21 protein-coding genes and 1 pseudogene are annotated in these 22656 nt (G+C 63.6%); 16 read left to right on the top strand and 6 right to left on the bottom strand.

The features are described from left to right. The first annotated feature begins 49 nt into the window (after positions 1 to 49). From flhA to IVB48_RS18130, 6 genes are read left to right on the top strand one after another with little or no spacing between them, the layout of a single operon-like run. Positions 50 to 2131: a flagellar biosynthesis protein FlhA gene (gene flhA, locus IVB48_RS18105; RefSeq protein WP_007613922.1), complete on the top strand. Its 2082-nt coding sequence runs from the start codon at positions 50 to 52 to the stop codon at positions 2129 to 2131. After that, entirely contained in the window at positions 2128 to 2880 is a 753-nt protein-coding gene (gene fliR, locus IVB48_RS18110) for a flagellar biosynthesis protein FliR (protein WP_027570497.1), read from the top strand. Before flhA ends, fliR begins: the two co-directional genes overlap by 4 nt. A gap of 6 nt (positions 2881 to 2886) precedes the next feature. Beyond that, positions 2887 to 3306, top strand: coding sequence for a hypothetical protein (locus IVB48_RS18115; protein WP_247358375.1), 420 nt, complete (start codon positions 2887 to 2889; stop codon positions 3304 to 3306). Then, on the top strand, positions 3303 to 3788 hold the full coding sequence (locus IVB48_RS18120; protein WP_027570499.1) for a rod-binding protein: 486 nt from the start codon (positions 3303 to 3305) through the stop codon (positions 3786 to 3788). The genes IVB48_RS18115 and IVB48_RS18120 overlap by 4 nt, the downstream gene beginning before the upstream one ends. A 42-nt stretch (positions 3789 to 3830) precedes the next feature. Beyond that, on the top strand, positions 3831 to 4343 hold the full coding sequence (locus IVB48_RS18125) for a flagellar biosynthesis protein FlgN (protein ID WP_247401342.1): 513 nt from the start codon (positions 3831 to 3833) through the stop codon (positions 4341 to 4343). Next, positions 4340 to 4798, top strand: a complete 459-nt coding sequence (locus IVB48_RS18130; RefSeq protein ID WP_018453988.1) for a hypothetical protein — start codon at positions 4340 to 4342, stop codon at positions 4796 to 4798. The genes IVB48_RS18125 and IVB48_RS18130 overlap by 4 nt, the downstream gene beginning before the upstream one ends. A 171-nt stretch (positions 4799 to 4969) precedes the next feature. On the opposite strand, the gene IVB48_RS18135 is transcribed toward IVB48_RS18130, so the two are convergent. Beyond that, positions 4970 to 5740, bottom strand: coding sequence for a response regulator transcription factor (locus tag IVB48_RS18135; RefSeq protein WP_247401343.1), 771 nt, complete (start codon positions 5738 to 5740; stop codon positions 4970 to 4972). A gap of 819 nt (positions 5741 to 6559) precedes the next feature. On the opposite strand from IVB48_RS18135, the gene IVB48_RS18140 reads away from it, so the two are divergent. Next, positions 6560 to 7564 carry a hypothetical protein gene (locus IVB48_RS18140; protein WP_247401345.1) on the top strand — a complete coding sequence of 335 codons (1005 nt, stop codon included), beginning with the start codon at positions 6560 to 6562 and terminating at the stop codon, positions 7562 to 7564. A 13-nt stretch (positions 7565 to 7577) separates the two neighbouring features. On the opposite strand, the gene IVB48_RS18145 is transcribed toward IVB48_RS18140, so the two are convergent. Further along, positions 7578 to 8156 (bottom strand): MarR family transcriptional regulator, encoded by a 579-nt coding sequence (locus IVB48_RS18145; protein ID WP_027570502.1) that lies wholly within the window; start codon positions 8154 to 8156, stop codon positions 7578 to 7580. Between the two features lie 425 nt (positions 8157 to 8581). Here IVB48_RS18145 and IVB48_RS18150 point away from each other — a divergent pair. Together IVB48_RS18150 and IVB48_RS18155 are read left to right on the top strand one after the other, a co-directional pair. Continuing rightward, positions 8582 to 9870 (top strand): annotated as a pseudogene (locus IVB48_RS18150) (MFS transporter). 112 nt (positions 9871 to 9982) lie between these two features. Further along, positions 9983 to 10870 (top strand): dienelactone hydrolase family protein, encoded by an 888-nt coding sequence (locus tag IVB48_RS18155; RefSeq protein ID WP_247401346.1) that lies wholly within the window; start codon positions 9983 to 9985, stop codon positions 10868 to 10870. A gap of 58 nt (positions 10871 to 10928) precedes the next feature. Here the strand turns inward: IVB48_RS18155 and IVB48_RS18160 are convergent, their stop codons facing one another. Then, positions 10929 to 12194 carry a serine hydrolase domain-containing protein gene (locus tag IVB48_RS18160; protein ID WP_247401348.1) on the bottom strand — a complete coding sequence of 422 codons (1266 nt, stop codon included), beginning with the start codon at positions 12192 to 12194 and terminating at the stop codon, positions 10929 to 10931. A 126-nt stretch (positions 12195 to 12320) separates the two neighbouring features. Then, positions 12321 to 13166, bottom strand: coding sequence for an SDR family oxidoreductase (locus IVB48_RS18165; RefSeq protein WP_247401349.1), 846 nt, complete (start codon positions 13164 to 13166; stop codon positions 12321 to 12323). 145 nt (positions 13167 to 13311) lie between these two features. Between IVB48_RS18165 and IVB48_RS18170 the strand changes: the two genes are divergently transcribed. Beyond that, entirely contained in the window at positions 13312 to 14073 is a 762-nt protein-coding gene (locus IVB48_RS18170) for an HAD family hydrolase (protein WP_247401350.1), read from the top strand. A gap of 24 nt (positions 14074 to 14097) precedes the next feature. Here the strand turns inward: IVB48_RS18170 and IVB48_RS18175 are convergent, their stop codons facing one another. Together IVB48_RS18175 and IVB48_RS18180 are read right to left on the bottom strand one after the other, a co-directional pair. Next, positions 14098 to 14505 carry a nuclear transport factor 2 family protein gene (locus IVB48_RS18175; RefSeq protein ID WP_018453996.1) on the bottom strand — a complete coding sequence of 136 codons (408 nt, stop codon included), beginning with the start codon at positions 14503 to 14505 and terminating at the stop codon, positions 14098 to 14100. Between the two features lie 100 nt (positions 14506 to 14605). Beyond that, complete coding sequence (locus tag IVB48_RS18180) at positions 14606 to 16090, bottom strand: mannitol dehydrogenase family protein (protein ID WP_247401351.1); 1485 nt, start codon at positions 16088 to 16090, stop codon at positions 14606 to 14608. Positions 16091 to 16235: 145 nt separating this feature from the next. Here IVB48_RS18180 and IVB48_RS18185 point away from each other — a divergent pair, with 145 nt between their 5' ends. The 6 genes from IVB48_RS18185 (at position 16236) to uxuA (ending at position 22485) form a co-directional block, all read left to right on the top strand. Next, positions 16236 to 17045, top strand: a complete 810-nt coding sequence (locus IVB48_RS18185) for a FadR/GntR family transcriptional regulator (protein WP_247358386.1) — start codon at positions 16236 to 16238, stop codon at positions 17043 to 17045. A gap of 102 nt (positions 17046 to 17147) precedes the next feature. Beyond that, entirely contained in the window at positions 17148 to 18107 is a 960-nt protein-coding gene (locus IVB48_RS18190; protein WP_247359173.1) for a sialic acid TRAP transporter substrate-binding protein SiaP, read from the top strand. A gap of 136 nt (positions 18108 to 18243) precedes the next feature. Beyond that, entirely contained in the window at positions 18244 to 18822 is a 579-nt protein-coding gene (locus IVB48_RS18195) for a TRAP transporter small permease (protein WP_247287781.1), read from the top strand. 4 nt (positions 18823 to 18826) lie between these two features. Next, positions 18827 to 20233 carry a TRAP transporter large permease gene (locus tag IVB48_RS18200; RefSeq protein ID WP_247401352.1) on the top strand — a complete coding sequence of 469 codons (1407 nt, stop codon included), beginning with the start codon at positions 18827 to 18829 and terminating at the stop codon, positions 20231 to 20233. Next, on the top strand, positions 20230 to 21279 hold the full coding sequence (locus IVB48_RS18205; protein WP_247401353.1) for an L-idonate 5-dehydrogenase: 1050 nt from the start codon (positions 20230 to 20232) through the stop codon (positions 21277 to 21279). Before IVB48_RS18200 ends, IVB48_RS18205 begins: the two co-directional genes overlap by 4 nt. A gap of 15 nt (positions 21280 to 21294) precedes the next feature. Beyond that, on the top strand, positions 21295 to 22485 hold the full coding sequence (gene uxuA, locus IVB48_RS18210) for a mannonate dehydratase (RefSeq protein ID WP_247401354.1): 1191 nt from the start codon (positions 21295 to 21297) through the stop codon (positions 22483 to 22485). Positions 22486 to 22656 lie beyond the last annotated feature (171 nt).

Consider the following 22656-nt stretch of genomic DNA (forward strand, 5'->3'; position numbering starts at 1 on the left):
CGTAAGCTTTGCACGGCAGATTACGGGCCGGATCCTCTGCCGGTGACCCATGACGGATACGTTAGCTGCTAGCCTGCCGACCCCGCGACGATTGGGCGCCGACGCCTTTTTCGCAGGCGGCATCGTGGCCATGCTCACGATCCTGTTCCTGCCCATACCGCCGATCCTGATCGATCTCGGCCTCGCATTCTCGATCGCGCTGTCGGCGCTGATCCTGATGGTCGCGCTGTGGATCCAGCGTCCGCTCGATTTCTCGGCCTTCCCGACCGTGCTCCTGATCGCGACGATCCTGCGGCTTGCACTCAACGTCGCAACGACCCGTCTCATCCTGTCGCGCGGCGGGGAGGGGGAAAACGCCGCGGGCCATGTCGTTGCCGGTTTCTCGAAGTTCGTCATGGGTGGTGACTTCGTCATCGGCCTGATCATCTTCGCGATTCTGGTCACGGTGAACTTCGTCGTGATCACGAAGGGCGCAACGCGTATCGCCGAAGTCGGCGCCCGTTTCACTCTGGATGCCATCCCCGGCAAGCAGATGGCGATCGACGCGGATCTGTCCGCGGGCCTGATCGACGACAAGGAAGCCCAGCGCCGGCGCCGCGAGCTGGAAGAGGAGAGCGCGTTCTTCGGCGCCATGGACGGCGCCTCGAAATTCGTCCGCGGCGATGCCGTCGCCGGCCTGATCATCACCGCGATCAACATTTTCGGCGGTATCATCATCGGCGTGACGCATCACGGATTGACGCTGGCACGCGCCGCCGACGTCTACACCAAGCTCTCCGTGGGCGACGGTCTGGTAACGCAGATGCCCGCGCTGATCGTGTCGCTGTCGGCGGGCCTGCTCGTCTCGAAGGGCGGCACCAGAGGTTCGGCCGAGCAGGCGGTGTTGCGCCAGCTCGGCGGCTATCCGCGCGCGGTGTCGGCCGCCGCGCTGATGATGTTCGTGCTCGCCTTGATGCCGGGGCTGCCGACGGCGCCCTTCCTGCTGCTCGGCGGCGTCATGGCTTTCGTCGGATACTCGCTGCCGAGGCGGCAGGCAGCCCTGAAGCAGAAGGAAGATGCTCGCAAGGCCGACGAACGCGCCCAGGTCGATGCCAAGGAGTCCGTCAAGGAATCACTCAAGACCGCGGAGATCGAGCTGGCGCTCGGGGGCCACCTCTCGGTCCATCTGCTGGGCTCGCGCAACGAGCTGGCGCACCGCGTGGCCAAGATACGCAAGAAGTTCGCCAAGCAGTACGGCTTCGTGGTTCCCGAGATCAAGCTCACCGACAATTTGTCGATCGATCCCAAGGGATACCAGATCCGGATCCACGACACCCGCGTCGCCCAGGGCGAGCTCAGGCTTGGCGAAGTGCTGGTGCTCGTCGACAAGGATGGCAAGCCCGACGTTCCCGGCGAAGAGGTGATCGAGCCGGCCTTCGGCATGAAGGCGCTGTGGGTGACGGACGCGTTCACCGACGAGGTCAAGCGCCAGGGCTGCAAGCCGGTCGACAATCTCTCGGTGCTGCTCACGCATCTGAGCGAAGTGATCAGGGCCAACCTCGCCCAGCTCCTGTCCTACAAGGACATGCGCGGCCTGCTTGACCGGCTCGATCCCGAATACAAGCGCCTGGTCGAGGATCTCTGCCCGTCGCAGATATCGTATTCGGGGCTGCTGGCGATCCTGAAGATCCTGCTGGCCGAGCGCGTGTCGATCCGCAACCTTCATCTGATCCTCGAAGCCATCGCCGAGATCGCGCCCCATGTGCGGCGCTCCGAGCAGGTGGCAGAGCATGTGCGTACACGTCTTGCCCAGCAGATTTGCGGCGATCTCTCCGACAACGGCGTGCTCAACGTGGTCCGTCTCGGCAACCGTTGGGATCTCGCGTTCCACCAGAGCCTGAAGCGCGACGCCAAGGGCGACGTCGTCGAATTCGACGCCGATCCGCGCCTGATCGAGCAGTTTGCGACCGAAGCCAGCGCCGCGATCCGCAAGTTCACCGAGAACGGCACCAGCGTGGTGCTGGCGGTGACCCCGGAAGCGCGTCCCTATGTCCGGATGATCCTGGAGCGGGTCTTTCCGACACTGCCGATCCTGTCGCATGTCGAAGTCGCGCGCAGCACCGAGATCAGGGCCCTCGGAGCCATATCGTGATCAGCGGCCTCACCGATAGTGTGCTGGTGACGTTCATCGTGTTCTGCCGCATCGGTGCCTGCCTGATGCTGGTGCCCGGCTATTCCAGCGTCAACGTTCCGGCCCAGGTCCGCTTGTTCGTCGCGCTCGTCACGACGTTTGCGCTGACGCCGATCCTGATCGCCGTCCTGAAACCTCTCACGGACAATGCGGCGCCGCTGACCCTCGTGCTGCTGATCTGTTCCGAGCTCGTGGTCGGCAGCGTCATCGGGCTCGGCGGTCGCGTGTTCTTTCTCGCACTCCAGACCATGGCCACCGTGATGGCCAGCGCAATCGGGCTGAGCAACATCCCGGGGACGCCGGTCGGCGACACCGATCCGGCGCCGGCCCTGGTGCCGCTGATCATGACGTCCGTCACCACGCTGTTCTTCATGACCGACCAGCACTGGCAGGTCCTGCGCGGGCTGATGAACTCCTACGACGTCTGGCATCCCGGCGACCGGCTCGGCGGCAGCATGCCGCTCGACCAGCTCGTCGGAAGGCTGTCGGAGGCATTCGTGCTGACGCTGCGGATCGCCAGCCCTTTCATCGTCTATTCGGTCGTCGTCAACCTGGCGGTCGGCCTGATCAACAAGCTGACGCCGGCGATTCCGGTCTATTTCATCTCGGTACCGTTCGTGCTGTTCGGTGGCTTCCTGCTGCTCTACCTCACCAGCGACGAGCTCTTGACGCAATTCATGCTTGGCGTCTCCTCGTGGCTGGCGGAGTGATCGGCCATGACGTCGCGCGCGGACAAGCTCGGCCGGATGGTCTCGCTCGTGAAGCTCCAGCTCCGGCTGTCAGAGTGGCAGCTCGCGCATCTGCGGCAGCAGGAGCGCAGCTTGCAGGATGAACAGGAATGGCTGGTCGGAACTCTCAACGAGGGCAAGCCGCCAGCGGGATCATCGAGCGAATCGGTCGCGCGGCGTCTGACCAGAACCAGCGTCGGCGCGCGCGCGGTTCAGGCGCAGGCCTCGCAGCAGCTCGACCAGGTTCGCGCGGAGAGCCGCCGTGTGAAGCAGTTCGAGCAGGTCGCGAAGGCGGCGCTCGCGGACAAGCTTCGCGACGCCGAGAAGCGATCGCTCGAGGAAATGACGGGAACAAGCCTCACCGTGCGCGAGTGGACGCCACGGCAAGCCAATCGGACCAAGACATGATCGTGACAGCGACACCCGACCTCGTTCTCGACGTCCTCGATGCTGCCGATCCCGTGACGCAGCGCGCGGCCACCGCGAAGCTCGACGCGTTGAAATCATCGGACGCGGATTTCGCCGCCACGATGGACGCGGAGGTCGGCAAGGCGAAGGCCAAGACGGCTGCTGCCGATCAATCCGCGACGAAGGTTTCGGAACCGCAGTCGGGCGCGGTGAACGGGGCGCCGGTGCAGGTGATCAAGGCGCCGGCATCCGGCGAGGTGTACCGCAAGTTCGAGGCCTTCATCCTCCAGACCTTCGTCGAGACGATGCTGCCGAAGGAGTCCGAGGAGGTCTTCGGGAAGGGCACGGCGGGCGGCGTCTGGAAGTCGATGCTGGCGGAGCAACTTGGTGCGCAGTTGGCAAAGGGCAAGGGCATCGGCATTGCCAAGCAGCTTGCTGCCGCGCATCCGGCGGGACCGGACGCTACGGGCAAGGCCGGATGATGATTCAGGAATGGGTGACAGAAGTTGAAGGGTGAATTTCCTATGCAGGCACAAGAAGGCGCGGCGGCCATGGTGATGGAGCAGCCGGCCGTGGACACCGAGGCGATGACGACGGCGGCCATGTCGGGGGATGCCCTGTTGCCCGTGCTGCTGCCGAATGTCGGTGGCGAGGTGGCGAACGACGGTGCGGAGGCGGCGAGATCGGACGAGGTGCGTGGCCTGTTGGCTGCGATCCGCCGGCTCGAAGGCATCGTCGAAGAGGAGACGGCTGCGCTCGCGACGGGCAAGAAGATCGACTTCGACGAGTTCAGCGCCCGGAAGAGCCGGAGCATGCTGGAATTCGTCCGCCTGATGCGGGCACGAATGCACCTCGGCGGCGAGGTCGAGATCACCGAGGAGGTCCAGCGGCTGCGCGAGAAGCTCGAGCGAAACCGTTCCATCCTCGAAATGCATTACGATGCGGTGCGCGAGGTTGCGACCATCATCGTCAAGGCCATCAAGGACGCCGAGTCGGACGGCACCTATACCGGTCGCGCAGCACAGGACGCAAAATGATCAGGCTCGTGCTGGCCGGGCTCTGGGTATGCATCCTCACCGCGGGAACGAGCTATGCCGTGGCCTATTGGAAGGAAAATGGCAGCCTGCTGCCGGCAAAGGACGAATATCTTGACGGGCTGCAGTACCAGAAGACGCGGGCGCTGAGCGTGCCGATGGTCGAGAGTGGCAACGTGCAGGGCTACATCGTCGCGCGCTTCGTCTATACCGTAGAGGCGCGGACCATGCACCAGCTCAACGTTCCGCCCGAGCCGTTCGTCGTCGATGAAGCCTTCCGCAGGATCTATGCCGACGACCGCCTCGATTTCAGAAAACTCGCCCGTTACGACCTCTCCATCCTCACGACGGCCATCAAGCAGCGTGTCAACGAGCGAATGCAGGCCGAAGTCGTCCAGGACGTCCTTGTCGAGGACTTCAATTACGTGTCGAAGGAAGAATTCCAGCAGAAGCCCTAGGGCATTACCGGTTCTGATTGAATCAGAAGCGAGCCTCTAGAATATACTTACACGCGAGCCGCAGCGCCGGTACTGCCGCGCTCTATTCGCCGTTGACGTCAGAAACTACAACGGCTTCTGCGAAGGTGGTTCGCAGAGGCCGTTGTCGGTTTCGTGGCAGCGCCCTGCCGATCAGTTTCCGGCCGGATACGCCACTGGGGCGGTATGCGCCCTGTTCAGCAGAATGCCGACTTCGTCGAGCTCCTGCATCGGCACGTCGATGATCTCGCCGGCCGGGATGTCGAGGCGGTATCCGACGTAACGTCGGGCCACGATCGCATCGAAGCCGAGGCGGTCGCGGAGCTTCTTGCGCAGTTTGCTGACGTGGCTCTCGATCACGCTCTCGTCGAATGTCGCTTCGAAGATGCCATAGACCGCGTTGAAGATCTGCGTCTTGGTGACCCACTTGCCGTGGTTGCTGACCATATATTCGAGAATGCGCAGTTCGCGGCGGGGCAGGGTGAGGGCGTGGCCAGCGATCTCGGGGTCACGTCCGTTGAAGAAGACCTGGATCCTGGTCTCGCAGGGCCTCGGCAGTTCCCCGACCCGGCGGCGCGCAATCGCGGCCGTTCGGGCGAGGATCTCGCGGAGGTGAATCGGCACGTGGACGACGTCATCGACGCCCGACTCGAAGAGCTCCAGCGTGTTCTTGAGCATCTTCTGGCCGCTCATGGCGATGATAGGGGCCGAGGAGCGCTTGCGCATCGCCCGCGGCAGGCTTCCGCGGGTGTCGCAATCCCCGAGGAGGAAGGCGTCCACCGCGGCCAGATCCGATTCACTCGCAGATTGCAGCCAGTCCCAGAATTCTCCGGAGGAGAAGCCGATCGACGATACACCTTCGCGAACGAGCCCTCCGACATAGCTGTTCGTGACGCTCTCGCGATCATCAACGATAATATACATCAGTTGTTCGCCCCTGTTTCGCACTTGTTTCGGCCGGTTGTTTGTTGTGATGCCCGGCTCGGCAACTGTGCTGTTTGACGATATTCCGTCCCGCGAACCGTTATTATGGTTTCGATATTCGCGGGCAGCCCTACGCATTCAGTGCCTGCGTCTCGCAGGCCTGCTACTTCGACTCGATACTGAACGCTTACTGCGTGAGGCTCGGCGGGTGTTTTGCGGATCACCTCGCGGAGCGGATTGAGAAAGCGACCTAGAACAGTTGCGCCAAGTTGCTCATTGCATCCGAACGCTACTGTACTGTGTCAATCCCCTCGCCAACTGGCGAGAATCACTTGAGTAGGACCGTAACAATTGCCGATTTCCGATCAAGCGTGCGCAACTAAGCGTTTGCTACACGTGCTTGATGCTGTTGGTTTGGTTCGAGTTGTTTCTTTGTATATTCAATCGCATCAGTTGATTTGGGATTCGAACTAGTTTTGCACCCTGGCGGTTCTAAAGTTCCGCATCCCCGTATGATTACAGACATTTTGGGTGGTGCTGCGCTTAACGCACATCGGTGGGTTTTCAACCCGGGATTGACTCTCGTCATCGTCTTTCCACATGCGACAATTCGACTCATGTATGGCGAGGCGACTCCAGCTTGGCGAAATCTTGGCGAGGGTGTGTCTTTCGAGTCGCACTCTCGCCACGTGCGTGACGCGTTTGACTCATGTGACGGCGCATCGCGCGTGATGAAAAGTTTTCGATGCGTACGTTTCAGGCAAGCTTCGGCAAATAATGTCACCGTTCAACAGATCGAACCGAACGGAGCATTCTCGCATGTTGTCCGATGGACAAGCTCGTCCCAACGCGACCGCCGATGTTTCCGCAGCGGCGAAACCGGCTGCGGAGACGCGCGATGCCAGAGACAATGCGGCGCCGACGGCCAAGCCTTTTGCAAATACCCAGTCTTTTGCAAATACCAAGCCCACTGCAAATACCAAGCCTGCCGCGAATACCAAGCCCGCTGCGAGCACCAAGCCTGCGTCGGCAGCAGCGAGCGATGAAACTCTGGCGAAAGAGGCGCTCGAGGGTCTGAAGCGTATTCGCGCCAAGGCGCGCCTCGACAAGATGGCAATCTCCAAGCCTACGCCCATCGTGATCAAGCCGGCCGTGATCGTGGCCAAACCGCCGCCGCCGCGCCCGACATGGGTCGTGCCGCTCGCGACATTGGCGGTCGCTGCGATCCTGGTCGTCTGTGCCTGCACCGGCGTGATCGCCTATCTCACCACGCAGCCCGCCCAGAGCAACGTCGCGGCCAATACTGAGATCAGGAACCTGCGCGAGACGGTGGCGCAACTGCGCAGGCAGGTGTCGGGCGTGTCCGACAATCTCGACGGCCTGCGCACCGCGGTCGATCAATCGAGCAAGGCGACCAATGACCGTTTTGGCCGGTTTGGCGAAAATCTGGATCGCATCGAACGGGTGAGCTCGTCCTCTACGGTGAAGCTCGACAAGCTTGCCCAGGTGCAGGCCCAGGCTCCGGCGCCCGTCGCCACACTGCCAATGCCAATGATGGCCTCGGCCGCTACGCCCGAGATCACGGGATCGGTAGCACCGTCCGACCGCATCTCGGCGCCGCGCAAGACGGTCAAGGGCTGGTCGGTCCGCCAGGCCTATGAGGGGATTGCGATCCTGCAAGGCCCGAACGGCGTCGTCGAGGCGGTGTTGGGACAGCAGGTGCCCGGCCTGGGCCGTATCGAGGAGATCAAAAACGAGAACGGACGTCTGGTGGTCGAGTCCAGCGGGGGCGTCATCTATTCGTCACGCAAGGCCACGCCCTGATCGAGGGCCACTTCTATTTGCGGTGATGCTCGAAGCTGGTGCATAGCAGATCGACCTCCGCCTCCGCGATCGGCGCCCGAAACAGGCGGCAGCTGAACTCGGCCGTCGTCCTGCTGTCCGTGGTGGTGCGATCTTCGCGGAGGAAGATGCATCGCTTGCAGACGTCGGTATGGTGCCGCTGTTCGGCCGCGTCCGACTGATCCAGCACGTGGCGGAGCGCGTCGCGGAAGCTGACCTTCGCCTCGCCCTCGAGCACGGCGATGGCCTCGACGAGGACGTTGACGGGGTCGCGCACCAGGAACTTCTTGCCCTGTTGTGTCACGCTCAGCATCACCGACCGCTTGTCCTGGGCCGAGCGCTTTCGCTCGAGATATCCGAGCCGCTCCAGCTCGCCGATGATGAACGAGGCGGTACCACGCGTGGTGCCGACGTAACTCGCGAGCGCCGACGGCGTCCTGGAAAACCGGTTGGCGCGGGAAAGGAAACGCAGCGCCATCCACTCGCGGTCACGCAAGCCGTGCTTGGTGCCTTCGAACCACAGGATCCGGGCGACCTGTTCCAGCAGTTCAATCGATTCGCGAGCCAAGTTCATTTCAATTCCAGGTCGGTAAATCTTAATTCAATTGAGCTTTTGGTAGCGCAATCCGGGCGGCGGATAAGGAGGATCCCCAAAGAGGTGGAACCTTCCGGTCGTGGAACTAGAGCGTCGCGAAGAAAGTTCGAGTAAATCGCCCGGCTCAACTCTTCTGAAAATTTCAGTCAAATGACCGCGGAGTACGCGCAAATTCCGATAGCGTGGGATGTGCGTGCAACATGATGTGTCGTTGCGACCACCGCAAAGCCGATTTATTGCGTGATGCGCTTCGAATCGCGCGAGCAGGCGGATCGGCCGCAACTCGGGCCGGAGGAAAGGGGCGCGAGGGAACCACCGTTTGCGGTTAATGGATGTTGCGTTGCAATGCGGCCAGGCGGTTAAATCGAAATAGGATCGAGCCCGGGAATGCCAGAGTGTCGTCCGTGATCGAGCAAGTGAAGCCGTTCAGCGTCAAGCGCGCAGCATTGGCCGCCACCGTCGGCAACATGCTCGAATTCTACGACTTCATCACCTACAGCTTCTTCGCCATCCAGATCGGCCATACCTTCTTCCCGACGGGAAGCGAGTACGGCAGCCTGATGCTGTCGCTGGCGACTTTCGGCGCCGGCTTCGTGACGCGGCCGATCGGCGGAATCGTGCTTGGGATCTATTCCGACCGGATCGGCCGGCGGCCTGCCATGCTGCTAAGCTTTGCGCTCATGGGCTATCGATCCTGACTATCGCGCTCACGCCGTCCTATCAAACGATCGGCCTTGCAGCGCCCGTCATCGTGATCGCGGCGCGTATGGCGCAAGGCTTTGCTCTGGGCGGGGAGGTTGGACCGACCACCGCCTATCTGATCGAGATCGCTCCGCCCGAGCATCGCGCGCTGGTGGTGGCCTGGCAGCCGGCCAGCCAGGAGATCGCCGCGACCGCGGGCGCGCTCGTCGGCGTCATCCTGAGCAGGACGATGGCGCCGGAGATGCTCGACGCCTATGGCTGGCGGGTGGCGTTTCTGATCGGGGCGGTGTGCCTGCCGTTCGGCTTCTGGATGCGCCGGACGCTGCCCGAGACGATCCCGCAGGCCGAAGCCGGTGCCGGCACCGTCGAGCACACCAGTCATCTTTCGCAGGCGAGACGGCACCTTGGCATCATCGGACTTGCGCTGATGATCCTGGCAAGCGGCACGATCTCGACCTACGTCACCCAATATATGACGACCTATGCGCAGAATACGCTGCATGTGTCGTCGACCCTGGCTTTCACCGTGTCGCTGGTCAGCAACGGCATCCAGTTCGTTGGCGCGCTGGTCGGGGGCTGGCTGGCGGATCGTCTCGGTCGCAAGCCGGTGATGATCTGGCCGCAGCTCGCAACGCTGCTGCTGACCTACCCGACCTTCCTGTGGATCGTCCATGCGCCCGGCGCGTTGTCGCTCCTGGTTGGTTGCGGTGTTCTGTCCGTCATCGGCTCGCTGCCGTTCACTGCGTTCTACGCGACCTTCACCGAGGCGCTGCCCCAGAACATCCGCGGCGGCGTGTTCGCGACCGTCTACGCGGTCGCGATCGCCAGCTTCGGCGGGACGGCGCAGCTCGTGGTCACCTGGCTCCTCCACGTCACCGGCAATCCGCTGGCGCCGGCCTGGTACCTGCTGCTTGCGGCGATCGTTGGACTTGTCGCGATGATCCTCATGCCCGAGACTGCGCCGATGAAACAGCGTCAGAACAAGATCTGAAAACAAGCCCCGAAAGTGGCGCGCTCGCAGGCTGGTGATTTGCGTTTCACCGGCAATTATTGGCGAATGCGCGCCTGAAGGATCAGGGCCGCGCATCAGGAAGGATTAACCGATGAGTATCCAAACCACCATGACATCCGACGTCGTCGGGCTGACCAAGGTCGCCCCGGTCTCGCGCCGCGGATTCATGAGCACCACCGCGGCGGTCGCGGCCGGCTACACGCTTGCGGCCGGGCCCGTGCGCGCCGAGGCGATCACGACTGATATCAGCGGCCTCCAGACCGGCGACGTCAAGATCAAGGTCGGTTCCGAGGAGATGCCTGCGTATTTCGCCCGCCCCGCCGGCGACACCAAGGCGCCGGTGATCATCGTGGCGATGGAGATTTTCGGCCTGCACGAATACATCAAGGACGTGACGCGGCGCCTTGGCAAGCTCGGCGCGTTCGCGATCGCGCCCGACTACTATTTCCGTAGGGGCGTCGATTTGACCAAGGTCACCGAGATCAAGGACCTGCTGCCGATCGTCAATGCCAAGCCGGACGCCGAGCTGCTGTCCGATCTCGATGCGACGGTGGCGTGGGCGGGATCGCAAGGCGGCGACACCGGTAAGCTCGGCATCATCGGCTTCTGCCGCGGCGGACGCACCGTCTGGGAATATGCCGCTCACAGCGGCAGCCTCAAGGCCGGCGTCGCCTTCTACGGTCCGCCGGTCGATCCAGCCAATCCGCTGTGGCCGAAAAGCCCGATGCAGCTCGCGCCCGAGATGAAGGCACCGGTGCTCGGCCTCTATGGCGGCGCCGATACCGGCATTCCCGTCGCCCAGGTCGAGCAGCTCAAGGCAGCCTTGGAGCAGAACAAGAAGACAGCCGAGTTCAAGATCTATCCGGAAGCGCCGCACGGCTTCCATGCCGACTACCGCGGCAGCTACCGCAAGGACGCCGCAGAAGATGCCTGGAAACAGGCGCAGGCCTGGTTCAAGAAGTATGGCGTCCTGAGCTGACGCCGATCTTCAAAAGGGCGGCCCGAGCGGCCGCCCTTTTTATTCCAAGGCGTCGATCTCACTTCACCATCGCGCCATAAACGATGTCCTGAACCTGTTCGCGATAATATTTCCGCAGCTCGCCCGACGCCGCCGTTCCCACCACGACCACGAGACGCTCCTTGGGGTCGCAGAAGAACTGCGTTCCGTACGCGCCGTTCCAGGTGAACTCGCCGGGATTGCCGGGGACCGACGACAATCCCTCGCTGGTGCGGACCGCGACCGAGAGGCCGAAGCCGAACCCGGCGCGATGCGGCTCGATGTTCGCCACGTTGTTCTTGATCTCCGGGCCGAGATGATTGGTCGTCATGTGATGCACGGTCCTGGGACCGAGGATGCGCTGGCCGTCAAGGTCGCCGCCGTTGAGCAGCATCTGTCCGAAGCGGATGTAGTCGCCGACGGTCGCGAACGAGCAGGCGCCGCCACAGTCGAATTTTGTCGGCGTGTCCAAAAGCTTGATGGCTTGCGGCTTGCCGGTAAGCGGATCGTTGGCGAACGGGCGGGCGAGGCGAGGGCGCTGTGCGTCGGTCGGGTGGAAGGTCGCGTCCTTCATGCCGAGCGGCTGCCAGACGTTGGCGGCGAGATAGTCGCCGAGCTTCTGCTCGCTCACCTTCTCGACGACGGCGCCGAGCACGTCGATCGAGAAACCGTATTCGAACTCGGTCGAGGGCTGATGCGCCAGCGGCAGCTTGGTGATGCGATCGATGAAGGCCTGGGTGTCACCTTCGATCGCTGGCGCGGTGCCTTCCGGATATTGCCGTGCCACCGGGCTCGCGCTGTCCGGGCGGCCGCCGTACATCAGGCCAGACGTGTGTCGGTACAGGTCATGAATGAAGATCGGTGATGCCTGCGGTTCGAGCTTCAATGAACCGTCGGCCTGCTGAAAGCCGACCTTCATGTCGGCAAAGCCGGGATAATAGTCGGACAGCTTGGCCTGGAGCGGCAGCTTGCCCTGCTCCATCAATGTCAGGCCCGCGACTGCGGCCATCGGCTTGGTCATCGAAGCCAGCGCGAAGATCGCGTCGATAGGCATCGGCGTGCCCTTGTCCGGATCCAGCATGCCGTAGGCCTTGTAGTGCACGAGCTTGCCGTCACGGGCGATCGCGACCACCGCGCCGGGGACCCGCTTGGCGGCGATCTCACGTGCGAAGAAATTGTCGAGCCGTGCAAGGCCTTGTTTCGAGAAGCCGGCGTCGTCTGGACTAGCTTCGGGCAGCGGTGCGGCGCGCGCTGCGCCGAACGTGATGGCGACAGCGGCCGCGGCGATCATGGCGATGTTCTTCATGGAACCCTCCCAAGCTCGGGCTCGTTATGCATTGGCTCGCTCAGCGATTAGATCACGACCGCACCGGCGCGAAGTCAAGCGCGGGCAGGGCATGTCTAGGACGCCGGGAATGCCGGAGCCCTATCCTCATTCCCCCGCTTGCCACAACGCCTCGAGGGCGTGGCGGTAGGTCGGATAAGCAAGCGTGACGCCGAGCTCGCGCTTCATTTTCGCGTTGGAGACGCGGGCGCTGCTCGCATAGAAGCTGCGGGCCATCGCCGACATCTCGGCGGTCTCGAACGGCTCTTCCGGCGGCGGTGCAACGTTCATCAGCTTCGCCGCGTAAGCGATCACGTCCTGCGGCGGCGCCGGCTCGTCGTCGCAGACGTTCCACGTGCCGCCGCTCGGGTGATGAATCGCGGCCATGATCGCGCTCGCGATGTCGTCGACGTGGATGCGGTTGAACACCTGTCCCGGCTTGATGATGCGCCGGGCCGTTCCAGCGCGCAGCGTCACCAGCGCGTTACGGCCGGGGCCATAGATACCCGCAAGCCGCAGGAGCGCGGCGTCGCCACCGGTCGTGTCGGTCCACGCCTGTTCCGCTGCGACCCGCATGCGCGTGCGGTCGAGGTCCGCCTTCGGCGGCGTGCTCTCATCGACCCAGCCGCCGGCGTGACCACCATACACGCCAATCGTGGACAAATAGACGATCTTGCTGTCGCCGCCCGCCGCCAGCAGGCCGGAGAAGGCCGCGATTGCGGGATCGCCGACGCTGCCGGGCGGGATCGAAACGAGCAGGACATCCGCGTCTCTCATGCGTTCGATCGTCTCGCGTGCCGGACTGCTGCCGGAGAAAGCATGCACCTCGACGCCGGCGAGAGCGCCCCGCTGCGCGGGATCGCGCACCGTGCCGGCGATATGCGAGAAGCGGCCACCGAACAGGCGGACGAAGTGCTGCGCACTGTAGCCGAGGCCAAGGATAAAGAGCCGCATACATCTTCCTTGCAGGTCGGAGTTCCCGTTCGCGCCGCAGCGCGCCTCCGCTCATAAGAGATTTTTGGGTCCGGCAAAAGATATTGCAATTTGTCTCGTCCGCCTGTGCAGGCGATGGTCGCTCGTCGGGAGGGACGTATAGATCATGCAGGCAGAAGCGCCCGCCATAAGGCCATGTGACGCCGCCGAGCTGATCCGCCGCGCCGCCGCGCTGATCTTCGACGTCGACGGTACCTTGGCTGAGACCGAAGAGCTGCATCGGCAGGCCTTCAACCATGCCTTCGCCCGCCACGGTCTCGACTGGCAATGGGACCGGGCCGTCTACAAGGACCTGCTGCGGGTTACGGGCGGCAAGGAACGGATCCGCGCCCACCATGAAAGGCTGAGGATCGCCGCGCCATTATCGGATGTGGACATCGCGGAACTCCACCGCATCAAGACCGCGCATTATGCCGAACTGGTCGAAACCGGCTGCTGCCCCTTACGGCCCGGGGTGACGGATCTCCTCGCTGCTGCCAAGGCGCGCGGCCAGCGGCTCGCGATCGCGACGACCACGTCGCACGGCAACATCGATGCGCTGCTGTCGCAGGCTTTGGGAAAGCGCTGGGCCGCGGATTTTGATGCGATCGTCGCCGGGGATGATGTGCCGCACAAAAAGCCTGCGCCGGATGTCTATTTCGAGATCCTGGTGCGGCTGAAGCTCAACGCACCCGACTGCGTCGCGATCGAGGATTCCGCCAACGGGCTGATCGCAGCCGCGCGGGCGAACATTCCCGTGCTCATCACCAGAAGCATGTTCTTCCGGGACGACAATTTTAGCCAGGCGCGGGTCGTGCTGGATGACCTGTCTGAGCTCGGGGTGAGGCGCCAAAACAAAAAAACTGAAAAACAACCCCATGCACAGTAGAATGTGCCTGCGGGCCGAGTGCCCTCAATGGACGCGGTGGCTCGCTCTATCGTCCTCAGCTTGCTCGACAATTTGCGCGATCGGGCTGGACTGGTGGTGCACCAGGCGCCAGTCGTCGCCGACGCGCCGAAAATGGTTGGCCGCAGCCAATGCCGTGCCGTCGACGATCTCAATGCAGAGCACGCGCGCGCTGTCGCCATCGACGATGGCCTGCGGTTCCGCGCAGACGATCTGCGGCCGTTCCGGACTCTGCAGGATGTCGCGCCAGCTTCCGATCACCGTGGCCCGGCCGATGATGGCCGGCCAGCCGGGATGAATGCAGGAAATGGCGTCATCGTCCGCCCACATCCGCTCCATTTCGTCGAAATCGCCAGTCGAGAAGGCGGCGTAGAACGCTGCGTTCGCGGCGATCACCTTGCTGTCCTTTGCCATGCCTCTCGGGTGGGGCAATGACAGGCAAAAATCAAGCAAGACTTCCGTCGACTTTCCGTTCGCTCTGGACCGCAATGCAGCATTGCTGCCGGTTTTGCGGTCACACCGACACCAGCGTCTCCACCGCGCGCCGCGCGCCATCCTTGTAGAGTCGGCCGAGCGCCGCGGTCACGGCTTCGCGCAGGCGCGGCTCGGCGCCCAGCGGCCCGAACACTTTTTCGACGCCGAGCAGTGCGGGCGCCAATCGTTCGGCGACGGGACCTGCCTCGCGCGCCAAGCCGGCGAACTCGGCAGCGAGCGGATCGCGCACGTCGATGGTGCGGCCCTTCTCGTCGAGGCCGGTGACGTAGCGCATCCAGCCGGCCACCGCGAGCGCATGCGTTGCGATCGGCAGGTTCCTGGCGAGACGATCCTGGATCGCGCCGAGCAGCCGCTGCGGCAGCTTTTGCGAGCCGTCCATCGCGATCTGCCAAGTGCGGTGATGCAGTGCCGGATTGGCGAAGCGCTTGAGCAGCGAGGCGCGATAGGCGGCCAGGTCTGCGCCTGATGGCATCGTCAGCGTCACCGCGGCCTCTTCCATCACCTGCGCGGCGAGGCGCGCGAAATGCGGATCCTGCATGGTGTCGGCGATGGTCTCGTAGCCGGCGAGATAGCCGAGATAGGCCAGCGCCGAATGGCTGGCGTTGAGCAGCCGCAGCTTCATCAACTCGAACGGCTTGACGTCGTTCACCAGTTCGACGCCGGCGGCGGCAAGGTCGGGCCGGCCTGCCGTAAAGCGATCCTCGACCACCCATTGCGTGAACGGCTCGGTCATGACCGGCCATGCGTCGTGCAAACCGAGTGCTGATGAAACCGCATCGCGGTCACCATCCGTCGTCTCCGGCACGATGCGGTCGACCATAGTCGAGGGGAAGGCCGCCGTATCCGCGATCCACTTGCCGAGATCCTTCGAGCGTAGCGCGGCGAATTGCGTCACGATCCGCTGTACGGTGTGGCCGTTGGCGGCGAGGTTGTCGCAGCTCAGCACGGTGAAGGGCGGGGCGCCCAGGGCCCGCCGGCGCGCCAGCGCGGCCACGATGAAGCCGGGCGCCGAGCGCGGCGCGTCGAAATTGTTGAGGTCGTGCACGATATCAGGATGCCGCTCGTCGAGATCGCCGGTCTGCGGCGTGTGGCAGTAGCCCTTCTCGGTGACGGTGAGGGAGACGATGCGAATGGCGGGATCGGCCATTCGCTCGACCAGTCGTGCCGGGCTCTCGCGCGCGACCACGCTGTCGAGCAGCGCACCGATGATGCGGTGTTCGGTGCCTTCGGCTGCACGGACGGCGACCGTATAGAGATGATCCTGCGGGGCGAGGGCGTCGCGTGGGTCAGGGCTGCGCAGGCTGGCGCCGACGATGCCCCACGAGGTGGCGCCGGCCGCAAGGCAATCATCGAGGACGACGGCCTGGTGGGCGCGATGAAACGCGCCAAGGCCGAGATGCACGATGCCGGAGATGACGCGCGAACGGTCGTAGGCCGGGCGGCGGATACCTGGTGGCAGCCGATCGAGATTGGCGCGGCCAAGGCGTGTCGAACCAGGGCGCATGGTCGTCTCTCCCCTTGTTTGGCCGCTGCTTGACATGACGCCTGTCCTCGGTCAATGCTGCGGTCAATTGGTAAGACCAATTTTCCAAAATTGGCGGGCCGCGGGCAGCGAGAGCTGCCGGCATGACCCTTTCGGGAGGACCAGCGTGCCGCTGGAAGCTGTGGAGGCGAGACGGCTTTATCGCCAGGTCGCCGATCAATTGCGAAGTCTGATCGACAGCGGCGAGTACGCGGTCGGCAGTCGCTTGCCGACCGAACGCGAACTCGCCGAGCAGCTCAGGATTTCCAGGCCGACGGTGCGCGAAGCCCTGATCGCGCTCGAAGTCGAGGGCCGCCTCCGCATCCGCGTCGGTTCCGGCATCTATGTGATCGAGCCCGCGGCGGTTGCGGCGACCGCGCCTGCTTCCGTCATCGAGGGCCCGTTCGAGCTGCTGCGCGCCCGCGAGTTCCTGGAAAGTGCCATCGCCGAAGAAGCCGCGCGCGTGGCGACGAAGGACGACGTTGCCCGCATCGATGCGTCCCTTGTCGCGATGGAGAATGTAGAACACCCCGGCGAAGCCTCGATGGTCCACGACCGCGCCTTCCACGTCGCGATCGCCGGAAGCCTCGGCAATGCCGTTCTGGTCCGTGTCGTCGGCGAGTTGTTCGACCAGCGCCTCAATCCCTATTTCGCGCAGCTTGCGCATTATTTCGAGAGCCCGGGCACGTGGCGCACTGCGCTCGACGAGCATCGCGCGGTGCGCGACGCCATCGCCGCACACGATCCTGAAGCGGCTCGCGACGCGATGCGCGATCATCTCGCGCGATCCCAGGAGCGCTTTGCGCAGAACTTCGGCGCCGAGAAAGCGGCAGCACCGTCTTCCGGGCGCACCGCGCGATCGACGGCAAAGCCGTCAAAACCGGAACGTGCGCCGAAGAAGAAGCGAGCTGCGAGCAGCAGCGCGCGACAGCGATGACATTGTGCGGCCCGCACCCGCCTTGGGGACGGGCTGACAAGAAGCAGATTTAAAAGAAGCAGACTTGAAAGATGGAGGAAGTCAGTGTTGAAAAAGATGACAATGGTGCTGGCGGTCTCGGCCGCGGCGATGATTGCTACGACTGGCGCCGGCACGGCGCAGACCAAGCTCAAATGGGCCCATGTCTACGAGACCTCGGAGCCGTTCCACACCGCGTCGGTCTGGGCCGCGCAGGAGATCGGGAAGCGCACCAACGGGCGCTATGCGATCGACGTCTATCCGGCCTCGCAGCTCGGCAAGGAGGCCGACATCAACCAGGGCCTTTCGCTTGGTTCGGTCGACATCATCATCTCCGGCTCGAGTTTTGCCGCGAAGAGCTTTCCGCCGATCGGCGTCACCTATTATCCCTACACCTTCCGCGATGCCGATCATCTGCTCGCCTACACCAAGAGCGACATCTTCAAGGAGCTCACCAAGGGTTATGAGGACAAGAGCGGCCACCACATCGTCGCGGTGACCTATTACGGGGTGCGCCAGACTTCGTCGAACAAGCCGATCAAGACCTGTGCCGATCTCAAGGGCCTGAAGATGCGCGTGCCCGACGTTCCCGCCTATCTGGCGATGCCGCGCGCCTGCGGCGCCAACACCGCGCCGATCGCGTTCGCCGAAGTCTATCTGGCGCTCCAGAACGGCACCGTCGAGGCGCAGGAGAACCCGCTGACCACGATCGAGGCCAAGAAGTTCTACGAGGTGCAGAAGCACATCGTGCTGACCGGCCACATCGTCGACCATCTCAACACGGTGGTGGCCGGCGCGCTCTGGAAGAAGCTCAGCGACGAGGACAAGAAGATTTTCACCGACGTCGCGCAGGAGGCCGCCGCCAAGGCGACCGCGGAGATCAAGCAGAACGAGGCCAAGCTGGTCGCCTTCTTCAAGGAGAAGGGCCTGACCGTCACGGAGGTCGACAAGAACGAGTTCCGCGACACCGTGCTGAAGAACGTCGCGTTCGAGACGTTTGGCTATCGCAAGGCCGACTGGGAACGCATTCAGGCGGTGAAGTGACGACGTAGTCGTCATCCCGGAGCGGTCCGCAGGACCGAACCTCAGGTGCGCAATTGCGCACCTGGGAATCTCGAGGTTCCGGGTCTGGTGCTGACGCACCATCCCGGAACGACGTGATCAGTTTGAGGAGCAACCCATGTCCACCGCCGAAACGCACCGGCAGATCACCGCGGACGAGATCGCCCACACCTTCGAGGAAGAGGCGGCGCCGAAGGTCGATCTCGGCATCTACGCTTTTGAGGACTGGGTCGCGCTGGCGATTTTCTGGGTGATGGCGCTTGCCGTCTTCCTCCAGTTCTTTACCCGCTATGTGCTCAACGACAGCTACGCCTGGACCGAGGAGATCGCTACCTACTGCCTGATCGGCGTGGTCTTCATCGGCTCATCGATGTGCGTGCGGCTGTCGCGGCACATCCAGGTCGATCTGATCTATCGCTATCTGCCGCACCTCGTGGCCCGGGCGTTGTCGACGGTGATCGACCTGATCCGGATCGCCTTCTTCGGCTACGCAATCAAGCTGGTCTGGGTCTACATCCAGATCATCGGCGATGAATCCATGACCACGATCAATCTTCCCAAGGACTACGTCTACTATGCGGTGCTGCTCGGCTTCGTGCTGATGTTCGTGCGCTCCGTGCAGGTGGCAGTGCAACATTTGCGACAGGGCTATTCGATCCTCGAACGTCCCGGCGCCTACGACGGCTTTGAAGGGTAATTCCATGTTGCTGTTGCTTGGAGGCTTCCTCATCCTCATGCTGCTCGGCGTTCCCGTGGCCATCGCCATGGCGGCGTCGTCGCTGCTCTACATCCTGGTCAGCGGCGTGACTCCCGACGTCACGCTGGCACAGCGCATGATCGCCGGCGTCGAGAGCTTTCCGCTGCTCGCGGTGCCGTTCTTCATCCTGGCCGGCAATCTCATGAACATCGCGGGCGTCACCGGCCGCATCTACAAGTTCGCCGTCGCGCTGGTCGGCTGGATGCGCGGCGGCCTCGGCCACGTCAATATCATCGGCTCGGTGATCTTCTCCGGAATGTCCGGCACCGCAATCGCGGATGCCGCCGGTCTCGGCACCATCGAGATCAAGGCGATGAAGGACCACGGCTACTCCACGGAATTCTCCGTGGGCGTCACCGCGGCCTCCGCCACGCTCGGGCCCATCATTCCGCCCTCGTTGCCTTTCGTGATCTACGGCATGATGGCCAACGTCTCGATCGGCGCGCTGTTTCTGGGCGGCGTCATTCCAGGCGTTGTCCTGACGCTGCTCATGATGGCCACCGTCACCTACTTCGCGCACAAGAACAAATGGGGCAGCGATACGCCGTTCTCCTGGCCGCAATTGGGATCGGCGGGGTTCGAGATCGTCGTCGTATTGAGCTTCCCGATGGCCGTCTGGCTTCTGACGGTCGCCGGTCTCTCCACCAATTGGGCAGTTGGTCTCGGCCTGTTCGCGCTGCTCGCGATCGACTGGTACTTCGATTTCTCCGCGGTGATGGCGCTGATGGCGCCGGTGATCCTGATCGGCGGCATGACGCTCGGCTGGTTTACCCCGACGGAAGCCGCGGTCGCCGCCGTGATCTGGTCGCTGTTCCTCGGCCTCGTGCGCTACCGCACCATGACACTGAAGACGGTGGCGAAAGCGACCTTCGACACCATCGAGACCACGGCCTCGGTGCTGTTAATCGTCACGGCGGCCTCGATCTTCGCCTGGCTGCTAACCGTGTCGCAGGCAGCCCAGATGCTGTCGGACTGGATGCTCAGCATCACCCACAACAAATGGGTGTTCCTGGCGCTCGCCAACGTCCTGATCCTGTTTGTCGGCTGCTTCATCGACACCACGGCGGCGATCACCATTCTAGTGCCGATCCTGTTGCCGATCGTGCTCAAGCTCGGCATCGACCCGATCCATTTCGGTCTGATCATGACGCTGAACCTGATGATCGGCCTGTTGCATCCGCCGCTCGGCATGGTGCTGTTCGTGCTCGCGCGCGTCGCAAAGCTCTCGGTCGAGCGCACAACGGTGGCAATCCTGCCCTGGCTGGTGCCGCTGATGCTCGCGCTGATCGCGATCACCTACATCCCCGAATTGACCCTCTGGCTGCCGAAATACATGGGACTTTCCAAATGACCTCAACTGCTCTCGCCGCAACCCTGTTTGGCCCCGAAGATCTGCGCATGGTCGAGCATCCGCTCGACAAGCTCGCTGAAGGCATGGTGCGCCTCCGTTTCGGCGCCGGCGGCATCTGCGGCTCGGACATGCATTATTTCCGTCATGCCCGGACCGGCGATTTCGTGGTGAAATCGCCGCTGGTGCTCGGCCACGAGATCTCCGGCGAGGTCGTGGAGATCGCGGGCTCCGCGGCGAACCTGAAGGTCGGCGACCGCGTTGCCGTCAACCCGTCGCGCTGGTGCGGCCATTGCGGCGCCTGCCGCCAAGGCCGGCAGAACCTCTGCGAAAATATCTACTTCATGGGCTCGGCCTCGAAGACTCCGCATATGCAGGGCGGCTTCGCCAATTATTTCGACGCGATTCCGGCGCAGTGCGTGAAGATTCCCGATCACGTGTCCTATCAGGCCGCGGCGCTGGCCGAGCCGCTCGCGGTCTGCCTGCACGCGGTCGCGCGTGCCGGCAACATCGAAGGCACGCGCGGCATCATCTTCGGTGCCGGTCCGATCGGGCTTCTGACCATGCTCGCCGCGCGCCGCGCCGGCATGACCGACATCACGGTGGCCGACATCGCACCGGCGCCGCTGGACTTTGCGACCCGGCTCGGCGCATCTTACGTCGAGAATGTTGCAGCCGGCGAGGAAGGCCTGAAGGCGCAGGCCGCGTCGCGCCCCTACGATGTCGCTTTCGAAGTCTCGGGCACGGCTGCAGGCCTTGCCAGTGCGATCGGTATCGTCAGGCGCGGCGGCGTTGTCGTGCAGATCGGCAATTTGCCGGGTGGCCAGATTCCGGTGCCCGCCAATGCGGTGATGGCCAAGGAGATCGATTTGCGCGGCTCGTTCCGGTTCGGGCTCGAGTTCATGACGGCGGTGGAACTGATCGCGGACGGCAGTGTCGACGTGCTGTCGCTGGTCACCGCCGAGCGGCCGCTATCCACAGCGCCGGACGCGCTGCGGCTGGCGCTCGACCGCTCGCAGAGTGTCAAGGTCGTGCTGACCGCGAACTGATCGGAGAAAATGGGCATGATGCTAGAGGGATGGCGCTGGTACGGGCCGGATGATCCGGTCTCGCTCGACGATGTCAGGCAGGCCGGGGCGAGCGACATCGTCTCGGCGCTGCATCAGGTGCCGATCGGCGAAGCCTGGACACGCAAGGCGGTCGAGGAGCGCAAGAACTTCATCGAGAACGGCCAACCCGGCCGTTCGCAGCTGACCTGGTCGGTGGTGGAATCGATTCCGATCCCCGACGACGTCAAGCGTCTTGGGGCCAAGGCGACGCGCTCGATCGAGACGTGGATCGCCAGCCTGGAGGCGGTTGCCGCCGCCGGCATCAAGATCATCTGCTACAACTTCATGCCTGTCGTGGATTGGTGTCGCACCGATCTGGAATGGGAGCTGCCGAACGGCGCCCGCGCCATGCGCTTCGACCAGGATCGCTTTGCTGCGTTCGAGCTGCACATCCTGAAGCGTCCCGCCGCTATCCAGGAATACTCATCCGAGCAGCAGGCCCGCGCGAAAAAGCTGTTCGACCAGATGAGCCAGGCCGATATCGACTATCTCGTCATGGTCATCGCCAGCGCGCTGCCGGGCTCGACCACCGAGCCGATGACCATTCCGCAATTCCGCGACCGGCTCGAAACATATCGCGGCGTCACGCCAAAAGTTCTGCGGCAGCATCTCGCCGAGTTTTTGGGCCGCGTCACGCCCGTCGCCGAGCAGCTCGGCGTTTCGCTGACGCTGCATCCGGACGACCCGCCGCGCCCGCTGTTCGGCCTGCCGCGCGTCGCGTCCAGCGCCGACGACTATCAGGCGTTGTTCGATGCCGTGCCGTCGAAGGCGAATGGTATCTGCCTGTGCACGGGGTCGCTCGGCGTGCGCGCCGAGAACAATCTACCCGTGATGGCCGAACACTTCGGTCCGCGCATCGCCTTTGCGCATCTGCGCGCGACCAAGCGCGAAGCGGATGGTTTGTCCTTCTACGAGTCCGATCATCTCGACGGTGACGTCGACATGGTCGCGGTGCTGAAGGCGCTGCTGAAGGAGAACGCGCGGCGTTCGCCCGACCGGCAAATCGTATTCCGGCCCGATCATGGCCATCGCATGCTCGACGATCTCGCGGCGACCAAGCGCACCAATCCGGGCTACACCGCGATCGGCCGCCTCCGCGGCCTCGCCGAGCTCCGCGGTGCGATCCGCGCGATCGAGCATCGCTAACCAGCTGTCGTTCGGCAGGGCATCCGGGTGAGTGCTTCGTTGCCCGGACGGACCGGAGTCTAGTCCGGGACCACCATGCAGAGCTGCGTCTGCTGGCGTGCAGGTAGGCCGTTTCAGCCTTGCGCGCCCTGTCGGGCTGTCCTACGCCAGCCCGGAACAAAATTTTCGCGA

The organism is Bradyrhizobium sp. 76, assembly GCF_023073025.1.
In the GTDB taxonomy this organism is placed as follows: Bacteria; Pseudomonadota; Alphaproteobacteria; order Rhizobiales; family Xanthobacteraceae; genus Bradyrhizobium.

Coding starts and splice junctions, on each gene's coding strand:
- flhA (WP_007613922.1), top strand. CDS start 50: ATGACGGATACGTTAGCTGCTAGCCTGCCGACCCCGCGACGATTGGGC.
- IVB48_RS18115 (WP_247358375.1), top strand. CDS start 2,887: ATGACGTCGCGCGCGGACAAGCTCGGCCGGATGGTCTCGCTCGTGAAG.
- IVB48_RS18120 (WP_027570499.1), top strand. CDS start 3,303: ATGATCGTGACAGCGACACCCGACCTCGTTCTCGACGTCCTCGATGCT.
- IVB48_RS18125 (WP_247401342.1), top strand. CDS start 3,831: ATGCAGGCACAAGAAGGCGCGGCGGCCATGGTGATGGAGCAGCCGGCC.
- IVB48_RS18130 (WP_018453988.1), top strand. CDS start 4,340: ATGATCAGGCTCGTGCTGGCCGGGCTCTGGGTATGCATCCTCACCGCG.
- IVB48_RS18135 (WP_247401343.1), bottom strand. CDS start 5,740: ATGTATATTATCGTTGATGATCGCGAGAGCGTCACGAACAGCTATGTC.
- IVB48_RS18140 (WP_247401345.1), top strand. CDS start 6,560: ATGTTGTCCGATGGACAAGCTCGTCCCAACGCGACCGCCGATGTTTCC.
- IVB48_RS18145 (WP_027570502.1), bottom strand. CDS start 8,156: ATGAACTTGGCTCGCGAATCGATTGAACTGCTGGAACAGGTCGCCCGG.
- IVB48_RS18155 (WP_247401346.1), top strand. CDS start 9,983: ATGAGTATCCAAACCACCATGACATCCGACGTCGTCGGGCTGACCAAG.
- IVB48_RS18160 (WP_247401348.1), bottom strand. CDS start 12,194: ATGAAGAACATCGCCATGATCGCCGCGGCCGCTGTCGCCATCACGTTC.
- IVB48_RS18165 (WP_247401349.1), bottom strand. CDS start 13,166: ATGCGGCTCTTTATCCTTGGCCTCGGCTACAGTGCGCAGCACTTCGTC.
- IVB48_RS18170 (WP_247401350.1), top strand. CDS start 13,312: ATGCAGGCAGAAGCGCCCGCCATAAGGCCATGTGACGCCGCCGAGCTG.
- IVB48_RS18175 (WP_018453996.1), bottom strand. CDS start 14,505: ATGGCAAAGGACAGCAAGGTGATCGCCGCGAACGCAGCGTTCTACGCC.
- IVB48_RS18180 (WP_247401351.1), bottom strand. CDS start 16,090: ATGCGCCCTGGTTCGACACGCCTTGGCCGCGCCAATCTCGATCGGCTG.
- IVB48_RS18190 (WP_247359173.1), top strand. CDS start 17,148: ATGGTGCTGGCGGTCTCGGCCGCGGCGATGATTGCTACGACTGGCGCC.
- IVB48_RS18195 (WP_247287781.1), top strand. CDS start 18,244: ATGTCCACCGCCGAAACGCACCGGCAGATCACCGCGGACGAGATCGCC.
- IVB48_RS18200 (WP_247401352.1), top strand. CDS start 18,827: ATGTTGCTGTTGCTTGGAGGCTTCCTCATCCTCATGCTGCTCGGCGTT.
- IVB48_RS18205 (WP_247401353.1), top strand. CDS start 20,230: ATGACCTCAACTGCTCTCGCCGCAACCCTGTTTGGCCCCGAAGATCTG.
- uxuA (WP_247401354.1), top strand. CDS start 21,295: ATGATGCTAGAGGGATGGCGCTGGTACGGGCCGGATGATCCGGTCTCG.